The sequence below is a fragment of the [Eubacterium] eligens ATCC 27750 genome, assembly GCF_000146185.1.
In the GTDB taxonomy this organism is placed as follows: Bacteria; Bacillota; Clostridia; order Lachnospirales; family Lachnospiraceae; genus Lachnospira; species Lachnospira eligens.
Genome location: NC_012778.1, coordinates 1,286,123 through 1,301,783, shown reverse-complemented (window position 1 = coordinate 1,301,783; position 15,661 = coordinate 1,286,123). Strand labels below are relative to the sequence as shown.

Sequence of the window (15,661 nt, the reverse complement as noted above, 5' to 3'; positions counted from 1 at the left end):
GCAAAAGACATAATAAGCGTACCTGTCACATATATTTATCTTAAGATGAGAAAGAGGACAGATTATGAACGTTGGATATGTACATACATTTGAAGTGCCAGAAAATAATATTGATAAAGGCCGATTGAAGGTAAGTGTTGTCAATGAAGAAAATGTGCCAATTAAAGGAGCGGCTGTAAGACTGTCGTATACAGGAAATCCTGATAATATAATAGGAGAAAGTGGTACAGACGGAGACGGGATAAGTATATTTAACGACTTAAGAACGCCTCCAATTGAATATAGCATGGAACCGGGGAACAGGCAGCCATTTTCAGAGTATGACATAGCTGTAAGTGCGCCAGGATTTGATAATGTAAATATATCAGGCAGTGATATGTTTTCGGGGGAGCTAAGCATTCAGAATGTAAAGATGTCTGCAAGGGATAATTCACAGAATAATATAGTCATACCTGTTAACACATTATATGGAGATTACCCACCTAAGATTGATGAAGAAGAGATTAAGCCTATGGGACAGTCGGGTGAAATTGTGCTTGACAGAGTTGTTGTTCCTGAAATTGTAGTTGTACATGACGGACCGCCTAAAGATACTGAGGCAGATAATTATTATGTTACTTATAAGGATTATATTAAGAATGTAGCAAGTTCTGAGATATATTCAACATGGCCGAGGCAGACAATTGAGGCAAATGTGCTTGCTATTATGTCATTTACATTAAACCGGGTATATACAGAATGGTACAGAAACAAATTTTATGATTTTACAATAACTTCATCAACTGCATATGACCAGAAATGGGTTAATGGAAGAAATGTGTTCGAAAGTATATCACAGGTAGTAGATGATATATTTGACAATTACATATCAAGACCTAATGTAAAGCAGCCAATACTTACACAGTATTGTGATGGAAAGAGAGTGACATGTCCTAACAGGCTTTCACAGTGGGGAAGCAAGTATCTGGGAGATCAGAATTATTCATCTATTGATATATTAAGATATTATTATGGTCAGGATGTGTATATTAATGCGGCAGAACAGATAAGCGGAATTCCTTATTCATGGCCGGGAACTAATCTTGATATAGGTTCATCAGGGCAGAAGGTAAGACAGCTTCAGGAACAGCTTAATCTTATAGGGGAGTATTATAATTCTATTCCGGTCCTAAGTACTGATGGAATATATGGTGAGCAGACGGCAGCAGCGGTTAAGGAGTTCCAGCGGATATTCAATCTGCCACAGTCAGGAATAACAGATTTCCCTACATGGTTTACAGTATCAGAAAAATATGTTGCACTTGCCGGATTGGCGGAATTATAAGAATGTTAATGAGGTATGTAAGGCTGTCACTTTGTGGCAGCCTTTTTAGGAGAAACATTTAAATAGCCTGTCCAAGACATGTCTTAATGTCATCTTCCGGATTACTTATAAGTCTTAACTGGAAAGTGTCTACAAGGTACTGCAATACATTAGGGCTTAAGAATGCTGGAAGTGTCGGACCGAGATAAATATTCTTAATGCCAAGGCTTAACAGGGCGAGAAGGTCTGCAACAGCCTTCTGCTCATACCATGAAACAATAAGAGATAAAGGAAGTCCATTGACATCTGTACCAAATGCATCTGAAAGGGCATTGGCAATAAGAATAGCAGAATATACATCATTACACTGTCCGATATCAAGAAGCCTTGGAAGTCCGGCAACTGTGCCGAAATCAAGCTTATTGAAACGATATTTGCCGCATGCGAGAGTGAGAATCATGCAGTCATCAGGAACCATAGTGGCAAAATCAGTAAAATAACTTCTGCCAGGTCTTGCACCATCACAGCCACCAATCAGGAAAAAATGTCGTATCTGTTTTGATTTTACCGCTTCAACAAGTTCAACTGCATGAGACAGAGCAGCTTCATGTCCGAATCCTACTAGAATTTCTTTTGCTTCCTGCTCTTCGGTAAAGCCTCCAAGTTCAAGAGACTGTTTTATGATTTCAGAAAAATCCTTTTCACCGTCAGGCTTCTTTTCTATATATTTTATGCCATCCCAGCCTACAACATTAGTAGAATATATACGGTCTTTATATGTGTCTCTTGGACGCATGAGACAATTGGTTGTCATAAGGATACAGCCGGGAAGATTATCAAACTGTTTCTGCTGGTCCTGCCATGCGCCGCCAAAATTACCTGCAAGATGCTTATATTTTTTAAGACCTTCATAACCATGGGAAGGGAGCATTTCCCCGTGGGTATATATATTAATGCCAAGTCCTTCGGTCTGTTTAAGAAGCATTTCAAGGTCTTTAAGGTCATGACCGGAAACAATGATGAAGGGACCTTTCTTAATGTGAACGTTGACCGAGTGTGGTGATGGATTACCATATATGGTTGTGTTCGCTTCATCAAGTTTTTTCATTATCTCAATAGCCATATCACCTGTTTTAAGAGTCAGACGGATAAGTTCTTCGACAGTCAGGGTGTTATCTGTTATTGCTTCGAGTGCAATTATATAGAAATTGTCAACATTATCACTATAGTATGAAAGTTCCCTTGCCTGATGACCGTAGGCGCTTATTCCTTTAAGACCATAAAGAATAGTCTGTCTTAATGAGCGGATATCAGGATCCAGAGTTTTGTCGTACATAATACCTGCCATTGGCGCGTCACGCAGCATATCAGCTTTAGTTTCTGGCAGTTCGTATGCAGCAGATGGGGTAATATAATCAGTTGTTCTTACTATATTTTTCAGATTATTCTTGATGTCCTGGGATTGTTTAAGAAGATGGACATGGTCATCTACATTGAAATTAACATTGGTAAGAGTGGTAAAAAGACAATTCTCAATAAAGCTGACAACAGATTTGTCAACATTAAGTCCTGAATCCAGAATATGTCTGGCATAGAAGCTGATACCTTTCAGCTGATAGATAAGCAAATCCTGAAGATTGGCTATTTCTGGTGTCTTTCCGCATACGCCGAGTTTAGTGCATCCTTTTCCGCCGGCTGTCTGTTCACATTGATAGCAGAACATATCGTATCCAAGATCCATATTATTACTCATATAATACTCCTTTTTGATTCATTATTATTAATTAATATTATGAATCCTGAATATCTGATTTATTCATAAATTTGTATGATTAAAAATGTATGGTACAATAATATATAGAAAGAATATGTGACGGATTCCGTCACATCCTTATCAAAGAGGAGGTACATGTTATGCATATATCAAAGAATTCTGCAACTCAGATTGTTGAAGAAATTTCAAAACTTGTTAAACAGAATATTAATCTTATGGATGAGACAGGACATATAATTGCAAGTCGTGATAAATCCAGAATAGGGGATTTTCATTATGGTGCGTATAAGATTATATCTGAAAATCTTGAGGAATATTATATTGATGAAGATGATTTATCAAAAGGCATAAAAAAAGGAATCAATCTTCCACTTGAACTTGATGGCGGAATAGTAGGAGTGATAGGAATGACAGGTGGATATGAAGAGGTTATAACGTCTGGAAAACTGTTAAAAAAGATGACGGAAATTCTTTTGATGGAGAGTCGTGCAAACTATAGACAGCTTATGAATAAGCGTGTAAGGAATGCTTTTTATGAAGAATGGCTTATAAATGGAGGATATAAGAATGCTGATTTAGAAGACCGTGGAATGGCTTTGGGAATAGATATTAATAAGCCAAGAAGAGTGTTTATTGCCAGCATAGATGAGTTGGACAACCTTAAAGATTCACAGCAGGGACAGTCTCAGATTGCAAAATTTGAAAATGATGTTGATGCATTTTTAAAGAGAAATAATTATAAAATGCATTTCAGGAATGCTTCAAGACAGATAATAATCATAGATAATATGGATACGGAAAATGTGGTTAAATTTGCAGGAGAGCTGGCAGGATATGTGTGGGAAAAAGATAAGTTTGAGCTGAATATTGGTATAGATTCAGCCCAAAGCTATGATATGCATGAAGCTTATGTTGAAGCACATAGGGCATGGACGGCTGCAGCTGAAAAACATGAACAGATTATATGCTATGAGGATATTAGTCTTGAACTTTTAATAAGCAATGTACCGACAGAGATTAAGCTTGAATATTTAAAGAAGGTATTCAAAGATATGGATTATAATGATGTATGTGAGAATATTGCGTTGCTGAAAGCGTATTTTAATGCACAGGGATCAATACAGAAAGCAGCAGACAATCTTTATATTCATAAGAATACATTACAATACAGAATATCAAAACTGAAAGAAATAACAGGACTTGATGTCAGGAAACCAACAGAAAGTCCAGCGTTGTATCTGGCATACATAATTACTGATGAATTAATTAATGAAAAATATGATTTACCATTATTGTTACATAATACAAAATAAAAATGATATTATGTGCTGTGTAACATTTTGCTATTAAACTTTACATGTTATTATTGTGTCATACAAAGCACAAAGGTTTGTGCAAACCGTACAACAATAAAATAGAAATGAGGTGTTTTTATGACAGGAGTAGCATTGATAATTGCATTTGTGTTGGCTATCATTGTGATGATAGTTGCAATCTCTAAGTTTAAGGTTCATCCTTTCTTAGCAATTATGGCGGTATCACTTATTCTTGCAATGATGGCAGGAATTCCATTTGTTGATACTGTAAAACCAGACGGAACAAAGGTGTCTGGAATTCCAACAGTTATAGGAGCTGGATTCTCAGGTACATTCAGTAGCATCGGTATTGTTATTATATTAGGTGCATTGATTGGCTCGGTACTTGAAAAAACAGGAGCAGCATTGAAGCTGGCAGATATGGTAATTAAGGTAGTAGGAAAGAAAAGACCAGAACTTGCAATAGAGCTTATGGGCTGGGTTGTTTCAATTCCTGTGTTTTGTGACAGTGGTTTTGTAATTCTTAATCCAATAAGAAAAGCACTTGTAAAAAGAACAGCAGTTTCAAGTGTAGCAATGACAGTAGCACTTTCAGCAGGACTTTATATTTCTCATGTTTTTATTCCGCCAACACCTGGTCCGATAGCAGCTGCTAATACACTTGGAGTGGGAGATAATCTTTTACTTGTAATGGGACTTGGTGTTGTATGTTCAATATTTCCTCTTATAGCAGGTCTTGTATATGCTAAGTTTATTGGAAAGAGAGTAAAGAGTGCTGATGAAGTAACAGACAATGGAGAGGTTACCAAGACATATGAAGAATTAGTTGCAGAGTATGGAAAGCTTCCTAATGGATTTAATGCATTAGCTCCAATTCTTGTACCAATCATTCTTATGGCACTTGGTTCAATTTCATCAATGGCTGGCTGGACTGGCGTACTTGACATAGCATGCCAGTTCCTTGGAAAACCAATTATAGCTCTTGCTGTTGGTACAATATTTGGAGTAATCCAGCTTGCAACGGCACATAAGATGTCCGATTTTTACAATATTACCAATGAGACATTAAAGACAGTTGGTCCTATACTTTTTGTAACAGCAGCTGGTGGCGTATTAGGAAAGGTTATTTCATCAAGCTCAATGGTTGCATTTATTACACAGCATGCAGAAGTGCTTTCAGCAGTTGGAATATTCTTCCCATTCCTTCTTGCAGCAATATTAAAGACAGCACAGGGTTCTTCGACGGTTGCAATTACAACTACAGCAGGTATCATTGCTCCACTGCTTGGAGCACTTGGACTTGCTTCACCTGTTAAGACAGTGCTTTGTGTAATGGCTATAGGCGCTGGTGCCATGACAGTATCACATGCTAACGACTCATACTTCTGGGTAGTTACTAATTTTGGTGACATGGATCCTGAACAGGGATATAAGACACAGACAGTGTGCACATTAATAATGGGTATTGCAGCAATGGTTGAAATATTTATTCTTTCATTAATTTTATAATATAAATGTTACATAATGCGGCTATACTTATGAGAACTATATGGACTTATCAGTATGGTCGCATTATTATATAAAAGAAAGGTTATAATAACAATACATTTAGAACAATATCAGGAGGATTATATATGGTTATAGGCTTTGTTGGATTGGGAATAATGGGAAAACCGATGGCAAAGAATCTTTGCAGAGCTGGATACACATTGATTGTTAATGACCATCATAAGGAAAATGTCGATGAACTTGTACAGGCAGGTGCGAGAAGTGGTGATTTAAAACAGATTGGCATGGAAAGTGATGTGGTTATAACAATGCTTCCAAACAGTCCTCAGGTAAAGGATGTAATGCTTGGGGAAAATGGTATTGCGGGTTATATGAAAAAAGGAACATGTTTTATAGATATGAGTTCAATTAATCCTGTCGACAGCAGATATATTGGTGATGTATTAAAAGAAAAAGGAATTGATATGCTTGATGCACCTGTGTCAGGAGGAGAACCTAAAGCAATAGATGGAACAGTTGCATTTATGGTTGGTGGAGATGAGAAAACATTTGATAAGTATAAACAGATTCTTACACATATGGGTTCATCAGTTACAAGATGTGGTGAACTTGGAGCAGGAAATACAACAAAACTTGCCAATCAGATAATTGTTGCATGTAATATCCAGGCAGTTTCTGAAAGCTTCATTCTGGCAAAAAAAGCCGGAGTAGACCCTGAGCGTGTATTTGAGGCAATAAAAGGCGGACTAGCAGGGTCTACTGTTATGAATGCCAAAGTTCCAATGATGATAGAGGACAATGTTGAACCAGGATTCAGAGTAGATTTGCATATTAAAGATTTGAATAATGCACTTGAGTGTGCTCATAGTGTTGGAGCTCCAGTACCGATGACGGCACAGGTTCAGGAAATAATGCAGTATCTGCATAATAATGGAGATGGAAGCAGCGACCACAGTGCAATTATACATTATTATGAAAAACTGGCAGACACAAAATTATAAATGTTGTTGACAGGTTATTATAATGTCAGGAAGGAGAATCTTATGAATAAAGAATTAAGAGCGGTTGCAGACAATATAATTGATGCGGCAATTAAAGCAGTTCTTCCGGATGAAGCAGTTAAGAAAACACTTAATGACAGGAAATTTGATGGAAAAGTTATTCTTGTAGCAGTAGGAAAAGCCGCATGGCAGATGGCAAAGGCGGCAAGTGACTGTCTGGGAGACAGAATAAATGAAGGAATTGTAATAACGAAGTATGGACATGTAAAAGAGCCGATTGAAAGAATAGAATGTTTTGAGGCAGGCCACCCTGTTCCAGATGAGAATTCATTTAAAGCAACACAGGCAGCTATTGAGATGGTAAGCGGACTCAATAAGAATGATACAGTGCTTTTTCTTCTTTCAGGTGGAGGAAGTGCTTTATTTGAGAAGCCGAAGATTACAGGAGAAGAATTGCAGGATATAACTAATCAGTTACTTGCATGCGGTGCAGATATTGTTGAGATTAATACGATAAGAAAACGCTTATCAGAAGTAAAGGGCGGACGGTTTGCAAAATTATGTGAACCGGCGCATGTATTATCAATAGTATTATCAGATATACTTGGTGACCCACTGGATATGATTGCTTCAGGTCCGGCATGTGCAGATACAACAACATGTGAAGAAGCAAAACATATTGTAGAAAAATATAATCTGAATCTTAGTGAGATGGCTAATAAACTGATGGATATTGAAACTCCAAAGAAACTTGATAACGTAACAACATTTATTAATGGAAGTGTGCGTGAATTATGCAGTGCAGTTTCAAGAGAGTGCTTACAGTATGGATATGAACCAGTAATGCTTACTGACCAGCTATGCTGTCAGGCAAAAGAAGCCGGAAGTTTTCTTGCATCTATAGCAAAGACACATTGTAAGTCAGGAAAGAAGCTGGCATACATAGCAGGCGGAGAAACTGTTGTTAATATTACCGGACATGGTAAAGGCGGAAGAAATCAGGAGATTGCATTATCAGCAGCAGAAGGTATTAAGGGAATGTCAAATGCAGCAGTATTCAGTATAGGCAGCGATGGAACAGACGGACCTACGGATGCGGCAGGTGGATATAGCGATGGTGATACAGCAGGAGTCTTAAAGAATAAAGGAATAGATATATTTGAAGTGCTTAAGAATAATGATGCTTATAATGCATTGAAACTAACAGAGGGGCTTATTATAACAGGTCCTACGGGAACAAATGTTAATGATGTTTCTGTGCTGCTTATATCAGATTGATAAGGTACATAAAGCGATAAAAATATATAATTTAATTATTTATTATAGTGTAAAGCCAGTATTTTGCTGGCTTTATATTTTTTTAATAAATTCATTAGCACTCACCTCTTGACAGTGCTAACAATGAGATGTATAACATCAATTGTAAGAGGAAAACAATAGATAAACAGTGAAGTTAAGCATTCATTGTAATAGAAGGAGGTAATCGTATGAACATTAATAAGTTTACACAGAAGTCTATTGAGGCTGTTAACCAGTGCGAGAAGATTGCCTACGATTATGGTAATCAGGAGATTGATCAGGAACATTTTCTGTACAGTCTCTTAACTATAGAAGATAGTCTTATCGCGAGCCTGATAGAGAAGATGGGAATTGATAAGGACACATTTATTAAGAATATTGAGACTTTACTTAGCCAGAAGAATAAGGTTTCAGGAAATGTACAGCTTTATGTAAGCAATGATCTTAATAAGGTTTTAGTAAATGCTGAAGATGAAGCAAAGAGAATGGGGGATGCATATGTTTCTGTTGAGCATCTTATGCTTGCGATGATTGCAGCACCTAACAAGGGTATAAAGCAGCTTTTTAAGACATATGGAATTAACAGGGAATCATTCCTGTCAGCCCTTGCGACAGTAAGAGGTAACCAGAGTGTTACTTCGGATAATCCGGAGGCAACTTATGATACTCTTAGCAAATATGCTACAGACCTTGTAGAAAGAGCCAAGGATGGAAAACTTGATCCGGTTATCGGAAGAGATAATGAAATAAGAAATGTAATAAGAATTCTTTCCCGTAAGACTAAGAACAATCCGGTTCTTATTGGTGAGCCAGGTGTTGGTAAAACAGCAGTTGTTGAAGGACTTGCACAGAGAATTGTAAGAGGTGATGTTCCAGAAGGCTTAAAGGATAAGAAGCTTTTTGCACTGGATATGGGCGCACTTGTTGCAGGTGCAAAGTATCGTGGTGAATTCGAGGAAAGACTTAAGGCTGTACTTGACGAGGTTAAGAAATCTGAAGGACAGATAATTCTGTTTATTGATGAAATTCACACTATTGTCGGTGCAGGTAAGACAGAAGGTGCTATGGACGCAGGTAATATGTTAAAGCCAATGCTTGCCCGTGGTGAACTTCATTGTATAGGTGCTACAACTCTTGATGAGCACAGAGAGTATATTGAGAAAGACCCGGCACTTGAAAGACGATTCCAGCCGGTTATGGTTGATGAGCCTACAGTTGAGGATACTATCTCAATCCTTAGAGGTCTTAAGGACAGATATGAAGTGTTCCATGGAGTTAAGATTACAGATGGCGCACTTGTAAGTGCAGCTACTTTGTCAGACAGATATATTTCAGACAGATTCCTGCCAGATAAGGCTATTGACCTTGTAGATGAGGCATGTGCAATGATTAAGACTGAACTTGATTCAATGCCTGCCGAACTTGATGAGAAGAGAAGAAAGATTATGCAGCTTGAGATTGAGGAGGCTGCTCTTAAGAAAGAGACAGATAACCTCAGTAAGGAAAGACTTGATGCATTACAGAAGGAATTATCTGAATTAAGGTCTGATTTCAATATCCAGAAAGCTAAATGGGACAGCGAGAAATCTTCTGTTGACCAGGTAAGCAAGTTAAAGGAAGAGATTGACCAGATTAATACCCAGATAGCACAGGCTAAGAGAGAATATGATCTTAATAAGGCAGCAGAACTTCAGTATGGTAAACTTCCACAGGCACAGAAGGCTTTGGAAGAAGCTGAGAAGAAGTCAAGTAATAGAGATATGAGTCTTGTTCATGAAAGTGTTACTGAGGAAGAGATTGCCAAGATTATATCAAGATGGACTGGTATTCCGGTTAGCAAGTTAAGTGAGTCTGAAAGACAGAAAACTCTTAATCTTGATGAACAGCTCCACAAGAGAGTTATCGGTCAGGATGAAGGTGTTACTAAGGTTACAGAGGCAATCATAAGGTCTAAGGCTGGTATTAAAGACCCGACTAAGCCAATCGGTTCATTCCTGTTCTTAGGACCTACAGGTGTAGGTAAGACAGAGCTTGCAAAGGCACTTGCTGAGAGTCTGTTTGATGATGAATCTAATATAGTAAGACTTGATATGTCCGAGTATATGGAGAAGTATTCAGTATCCAGACTTATCGGAGCGCCTCCAGGATATGTAGGTTATGATGAAGGTGGACAGCTTACAGAAGCAGTAAGAAGAAAACCATATTCAGTTGTTCTTTTTGATGAAGTTGAGAAAGCACATCCAGATGTATTTAATGTCCTCTTACAGGTACTTGATGATGGCCGTATCACTGATTCACAGGGAAGAACTGTGGATTTTAAGAACACTATAATCATAATGACAAGTAACATTGGTTCTTCATATCTGCTTGAAGGCATCAATCCTGATGGCTCAATTAAGCCAGAGGCAGAGGAAGCTGTTATGGGTGATTTAAAGAATCATTTCAGACCTGAATTCCTTAATCGTCTTGATGAGATAATTATGTTCAAGCCTCTTACTAAGGATAATATCAGCAATATTATCAATCTTCTTGTTGCAGATGTTAACAAGAGACTTGCAGATAAAGAGCTTGAGATTGTTCTTACAGATGCAGCCAAGGATTTCATAGTTGAAAACGGATTTGACCCAATGTATGGTGCAAGACCGCTTAAGAGATATGTCCAGAAGACAGTTGAGACACTGGCAGCCAAGTTAATACTTGCAGGCAATATCAATACAGGGGATGATATTGTTATTGACCTTGTAGATGGAAAGCTGACAGCCAGAGCCGCTGCAAGACAGAAATAATAAGTAATTGATATAGCAGGTGTAATGTGCAGAGTGAGTCTGTATATTATACCTGCTTTTTAAACAAACTGGTTCTTTTCACTATTATATTCGTAATTAATTGTCTTTAACTTATCAGTTATCTCTTCCTCAGAAACCATATAAGATTTGCACAGTTCCTCTAATGTATTGTAATTGTCTCGAAGTTGTGTATTGACAAAGCTTAAAAGCATAACAGGGTCTTTAGGCATAGAAAAATCCTCCTTATATTGTGTTTTCAGTGATGGCTCTATTGTTGTACTATTTAGTACAGCATGAATATTTTCCCATATTAAGCATATTCTGTAAATGTAAGGCTTGTATATAAAATTGTATTAAAATAAATACATTTATGGTTGCACGAAAACGATTACTATGTTATAATTTTAACAAGCTAAGAAATATACTACTTAAATAACTGAATATTAAATTATGGAGGTTTTGTTATGGGAAAGAAATGGGTGTATTTGTTTACAGAGGGTAACGCAGATATGCGTGAGCTTCTCGGAGGTAAAGGTGCTAACTTGGCAGAGATGACTAATATCGGTCTACCTGTACCACAGGGATTCACAATTACAACAGAAGCTTGTACCCAGTATTACGAGGATGGTAGAGAGATCAATAATGAGATCATGGGACAGATTAACGAACATATTGAGAAGATGGAACAGATTACAGGCAAGAAGTTTGGAGATATGGAGAATCCACTTTTAGTTTCTGTTCGTTCTGGAGCGAGAGCTTCTATGCCGGGTATGATGGATACTATTCTTAATCTTGGACTTAATGAGGATGTTGTTAATGTAATTGCACAGAAATCCGGAAATCCAAGATGGGCATGGGATTGTTATAGAAGATTTATCCAGATGTATTCAGATGTAGTTATGGAAGTTGGTAAGAAATATTTCGAAGAGCTTATTGACAAGATGAAGGATGAGAGAGGGGTTAAGCTTGATGTAGAGCTTACAGCGGATGATCTTAAGGAGCTTGCAACACAGTTTAAGGCTGAATATAAGTCTAAGATTGGCAAGGATTTCCCAGATGATCCTAAGGAACAGTTATACGGAGCTATAAAAGCTGTATTCCGTTCATGGGACAACCCAAGAGCTAATGTATACAGAAGAGATAATGATATTCCTTATTCTTGGGGAACAGCAGTTAATGTACAGTCTATGGCATTTGGTAATATGGGGGATGACTGTGGAACTGGTGTTGCATTTACAAGAGATCCTGCAACTGGTGCTAAAGGACTTTTTGGAGAGTTCCTTACTAACGCACAGGGTGAAGATGTTGTTGCCGGAGTAAGAACTCCAATGCATATTCAGGAAATGAGTGAGAAGTTCCCGGAAGCATTTGAGCAGTTTAAGGATGTGTGTGCAACTCTGGAAGAACATTACAGAGATATGCAGGATATGGAATTTACAGTAGAGCATGGCAAGCTGTTCATGTTACAGACACGTAATGGTAAGAGAACAGCACAGGCAGCATTAAAGATTGCATGCGATTTTGTAGATGAGGGGATGAGAACAGAGAAGGAAGCAGTTGCAATGATTGATCCTCGTAATCTTGATACACTTCTTCATCCTCAGTTTGATGCAGCTGCACTTAAGGCTGCAACTCCAGCAGGAAGAGGTCTTGGAGCATCTCCTGGCGCTGCATGTGGTAAGATTGTTTTCTCAGCAGAAGACGCAGAAGAGTGGAATGCAAGAGGAGAGAAGGTTGTTCTTGTAAGACTTGAGACATCGCCAGAAGATATTACAGGTATGAAGGCTTCACAGGGTATTCTTACTGTAAGAGGAGGTATGACAAGCCATGCAGCGGTTGTTGCAAGAGGTATGGGAACCTGCTGTGTATCTGGCTGTGGTGATATTGCAATGGATGAAGCTAATAAGAAGTTCACACTTGCAGGCAAGGAATACCATGAAGGAGATTATATATCTATTGATGGTACAACAGGCAACATATATGATGGACAGATTCCTACGGTTGATGCCAAGATTGCAGGAGAGTTTGGAAGAGTTATGGAGTGGGCTGATAAGTACAGAAAGTTAAAGGTTCGTACTAATGCAGATACTCCTAAGGATGCCAAGAAGGCAAGAGAACTTGGAGCAGAAGGTATCGGACTTTGCCGTACTGAGCATATGTTCTTTGAAGAGGACAGAATTGCAGCATTCAGAGAGATGATATGTTCTGATACTGTAGAAGAAAGAGAAGCAGCACTGGATAAGATTCTGCCATATCAGCAGGGAGATTTCGAAGCACTTTATGAGGCACTTGAAGGTAATCCTGTAACTATCAGATTCCTAGATCCACCTCTTCATGAATTTGTTCCTACAGAGGAAGAAGATATTAAGAAGTTAGCTGAATCACAGGGCAAGTCAGTAGAGACTATTAAGAATATTATTGCAAGTCTTCATGAGTTTAATCCAATGATGGGACACAGAGGATGCCGTCTTGCAGTAACATATCCAGAGATTGCCAAGATGCAGACAAGAGCTGTTATAAGAGCTGCAATCAATGTTAAGAAGGTACATCCTGACTGGAATGTTAAGCCGGAGATTATGATTCCGCTTATCTGTGAGGTTAAGGAATTAAAGTATGTAAAGAAGACTGTTGTTGAGACAGCAGATGAAGAGATTAAGGCAGCAGGAATCGACCTTGAATACGAGGTTGGTACTATGATTGAGATTCCAAGAGCTGCACTTACTGCTGATGAGATTGCTAAGGAAGCTGATTTCTTCTGCTTTGGTACTAACGATCTTACACAGATGACATTCGGATTCTCAAGAGATGACGCTGGTAAGTTCCTTAATGCATACTATGAATCTAAGATATTTGAGAATGACCCATTTGCAAAGCTTGACCAGAATGGTGTAGGCAAGCTTATGGAGATGACAATAAAGCTTGGAAGACCGGTTAATCCGAATCTTCACATAGGTATCTGTGGAGAGCATGGAGGAGATCCTTCATCAGTTGCATTCTGCCACAAGATTGGGCTTGATTATGTGAGCTGCTCACCATTCAGAGTACCTATTGCAAGACTTGCAGCAGCACAGGCTGCTATTGCAGAAGAGAAATAATCCAATTTCTGACCATAACACGAGTTTCGGGGCATGGAAAGCAAAAGCTTTTCATGCCCCGAAATGTTTAAAATGGAATATTTTTTCATTGCCCTAAATCTTATTATGTTCTATAATAATATGAAAATATATATTGATTGGAGCGTATTATGGAACAAAAGAAAATCGAACCTATTCGTGATGCCAGAAAGCTTGGTAAAGCGAAGATGCTGATTCTTGGTATTCAGCATATGTTTGCCATGTTTGGCGCAACTATTCTTGTACCTATTCTCGTATCAGGATATTTTCAGGCTGCCTGCGGTGAGGAGCTTACCAGAGGTCTGTCTGTATCAGTAACACTTTTCTGTGCAGGCTTTGGTACATTGATATTCCACCTGTGTACTAAATTCAAAGTACCTGCATTCTTAGGATCTTCCTTTGCATTTCTTGGTGGATTCTACACAGTAGCTAATCTTGACAGCGGTATGTATGCTGGAATGTCAGCTAATGATAAAGCTGCTTATGCATGTGGTGGTATATTTGTTGCCGGAATGCTTTACTTTGTACTTGCACTTATAATTAAGCTTGTTGGAGTCAACAGAGTTATGAAATTCCTTCCACCTGTAGTTACAGGACCTATCATTATATGTATTGGCCTTTCACTTGCAGGTTCAGCTATTACAAATGCTTCAACTAACTGGTTACTTGCATTTGTTGCACTTGCTGTAATTATTATATTCAATATATGGGGCAAGGGGCTTTTCAAGATTATTCCTATTCTTATGGGCGTAGTAATTTCATATGTATTTGCACTTATTCTTAATGCATGCGGCGTACATAATCCTGATGGTTCAGCAATACTTAATTTCTCATCAATTGCATCTGCTTCATGGGTTGGAATTCCAAAGTTCCAGTTTATGAAATTTGATGTAACAGCAATCCTTGTAATGGCACCTATTGCTATTGCAACAATGATGGAACATATCGGAGATATGTCAGCTATTTCGGCTACAGTTGAAGAAAACTATTTAGCAGATCCAGGTCTTCACAGAACACTTATTGGTGATGGTGTTGCAACAGCATTTGCAGGTGCAATTGGAGGTCCGGCTAATACTACATATGGTGAGAACACAGGAGTTCTTGAACTTTCTAAGGTATATGACCCAAGAGTAATCAGAATCGCAGCAGTATTTGCAATTATACTTTCATTCATACCTAAGTTTTCATCAGTTATATCAACTATGCCAACAGCAATTATCGGTGGTATATCATTCATGCTTTATGGTATGATTTCAGCTATCGGTGTAAGAAATGTTGTTGAGAACAAGGTTGACCTTACTAAGTCAAGAAACCTTATTATTGCAGGTGTTATATTTGTATGTGGTTTAGGCTTCGGTGGTGGACTTACATTTACAATCGGTGGAACATCTATAACACTTACAGCACTTGCAATCGCTGCTATAGCAGGTATTCTTCTTAATGCTATATTACCTGGTAATGATTATGAATTCGGTAAGAATCCAGCAGGTGACAGCAGCCGTGGAGTTTATGTTATGAACACAGACTCTGAAAAAGAAGAATCAGAAGATAATAAGTAAA

At 38.2% G+C, this 15,661-nt stretch carries 10 protein-coding genes; 8 read left to right on the top strand and 2 right to left on the bottom strand.

Annotation, left to right across the window (positions count from 1 at the left end):
- Nucleotides 1–64: 64 nt before the first annotated feature.
- Nucleotides 65–1,324, top strand: coding sequence for a peptidoglycan-binding protein (locus EUBELI_RS06140; RefSeq protein WP_012739498.1), 1,260 nt, complete (start codon nucleotides 65–67; stop codon nucleotides 1,322–1,324).
- Between the two features lie 58 nt (nucleotides 1,325–1,382).
- On the opposite strand, the gene hcp is transcribed toward EUBELI_RS06140, so the two are convergent.
- Nucleotides 1,383–3,056: a hydroxylamine reductase gene (gene hcp / locus EUBELI_RS06135; RefSeq protein WP_012739497.1), complete on the bottom strand. Its 1,674-nt coding sequence runs from the start codon at nucleotides 3,054–3,056 to the stop codon at nucleotides 1,383–1,385.
- Between the two features lie 161 nt (nucleotides 3,057–3,217).
- Here hcp and EUBELI_RS06130 point away from each other — a divergent pair, with 161 nt between their 5' ends.
- The 5 genes from EUBELI_RS06130 to clpB all read left to right on the top strand — a co-directional run bounded on the left by EUBELI_RS06130 (nucleotide 3,218) and on the right by clpB (nucleotide 10,988).
- The gene (locus EUBELI_RS06130; RefSeq protein ID WP_012739496.1) at nucleotides 3,218–4,390 is read left to right on the top strand and encodes a CdaR family transcriptional regulator; all 1,173 of its coding nucleotides are present in this window, start codon (nucleotides 3,218–3,220) and stop codon (nucleotides 4,388–4,390) included.
- A gap of 120 nt (nucleotides 4,391–4,510) precedes the next feature.
- The gene (locus EUBELI_RS06125) at nucleotides 4,511–5,902 is read left to right on the top strand and encodes a GntP family permease (RefSeq protein WP_012739495.1); all 1,392 of its coding nucleotides are present in this window, start codon (nucleotides 4,511–4,513) and stop codon (nucleotides 5,900–5,902) included.
- Nucleotides 5,903–6,027: 125 nt separating this feature from the next.
- Nucleotides 6,028–6,903 carry a 2-hydroxy-3-oxopropionate reductase gene (garR, locus tag EUBELI_RS06120; protein ID WP_012739494.1) on the top strand — a complete coding sequence of 292 codons (876 nt, stop codon included), beginning with the start codon at nucleotides 6,028–6,030 and terminating at the stop codon, nucleotides 6,901–6,903.
- A 42-nt stretch (nucleotides 6,904–6,945) separates the two neighbouring features.
- Nucleotides 6,946–8,181 carry a glycerate kinase type-2 family protein gene (locus EUBELI_RS06115; RefSeq protein ID WP_041688137.1) on the top strand — a complete coding sequence of 412 codons (1,236 nt, stop codon included), beginning with the start codon at nucleotides 6,946–6,948 and terminating at the stop codon, nucleotides 8,179–8,181.
- Between the two features lie 209 nt (nucleotides 8,182–8,390).
- Nucleotides 8,391–10,988, top strand: a complete 2,598-nt coding sequence (gene clpB, locus EUBELI_RS06110; RefSeq protein WP_012739492.1) for an ATP-dependent chaperone ClpB — start codon at nucleotides 8,391–8,393, stop codon at nucleotides 10,986–10,988.
- 59 nt (nucleotides 10,989–11,047) lie between these two features.
- Here the strand turns inward: clpB and EUBELI_RS06105 are convergent, their stop codons facing one another.
- Nucleotides 11,048–11,218 carry a DUF4250 domain-containing protein gene (locus EUBELI_RS06105; RefSeq protein WP_012739491.1) on the bottom strand — a complete coding sequence of 57 codons (171 nt, stop codon included), beginning with the start codon at nucleotides 11,216–11,218 and terminating at the stop codon, nucleotides 11,048–11,050.
- A gap of 234 nt (nucleotides 11,219–11,452) precedes the next feature.
- Between EUBELI_RS06105 and ppdK the strand changes: the two genes are divergently transcribed.
- Together ppdK and EUBELI_RS06095 are read left to right on the top strand one after the other, a co-directional pair.
- Entirely contained in the window at nucleotides 11,453–14,083 is a 2,631-nt protein-coding gene (gene ppdK, locus EUBELI_RS06100) for a pyruvate, phosphate dikinase (protein WP_012739490.1), read from the top strand.
- A gap of 149 nt (nucleotides 14,084–14,232) precedes the next feature.
- The gene (locus EUBELI_RS06095; RefSeq protein WP_012739489.1) at nucleotides 14,233–15,660 is read left to right on the top strand and encodes a uracil-xanthine permease family protein; all 1,428 of its coding nucleotides are present in this window, start codon (nucleotides 14,233–14,235) and stop codon (nucleotides 15,658–15,660) included.
- The last annotated feature ends 1 nt before the right edge of the window (nucleotide 15,661 follow it).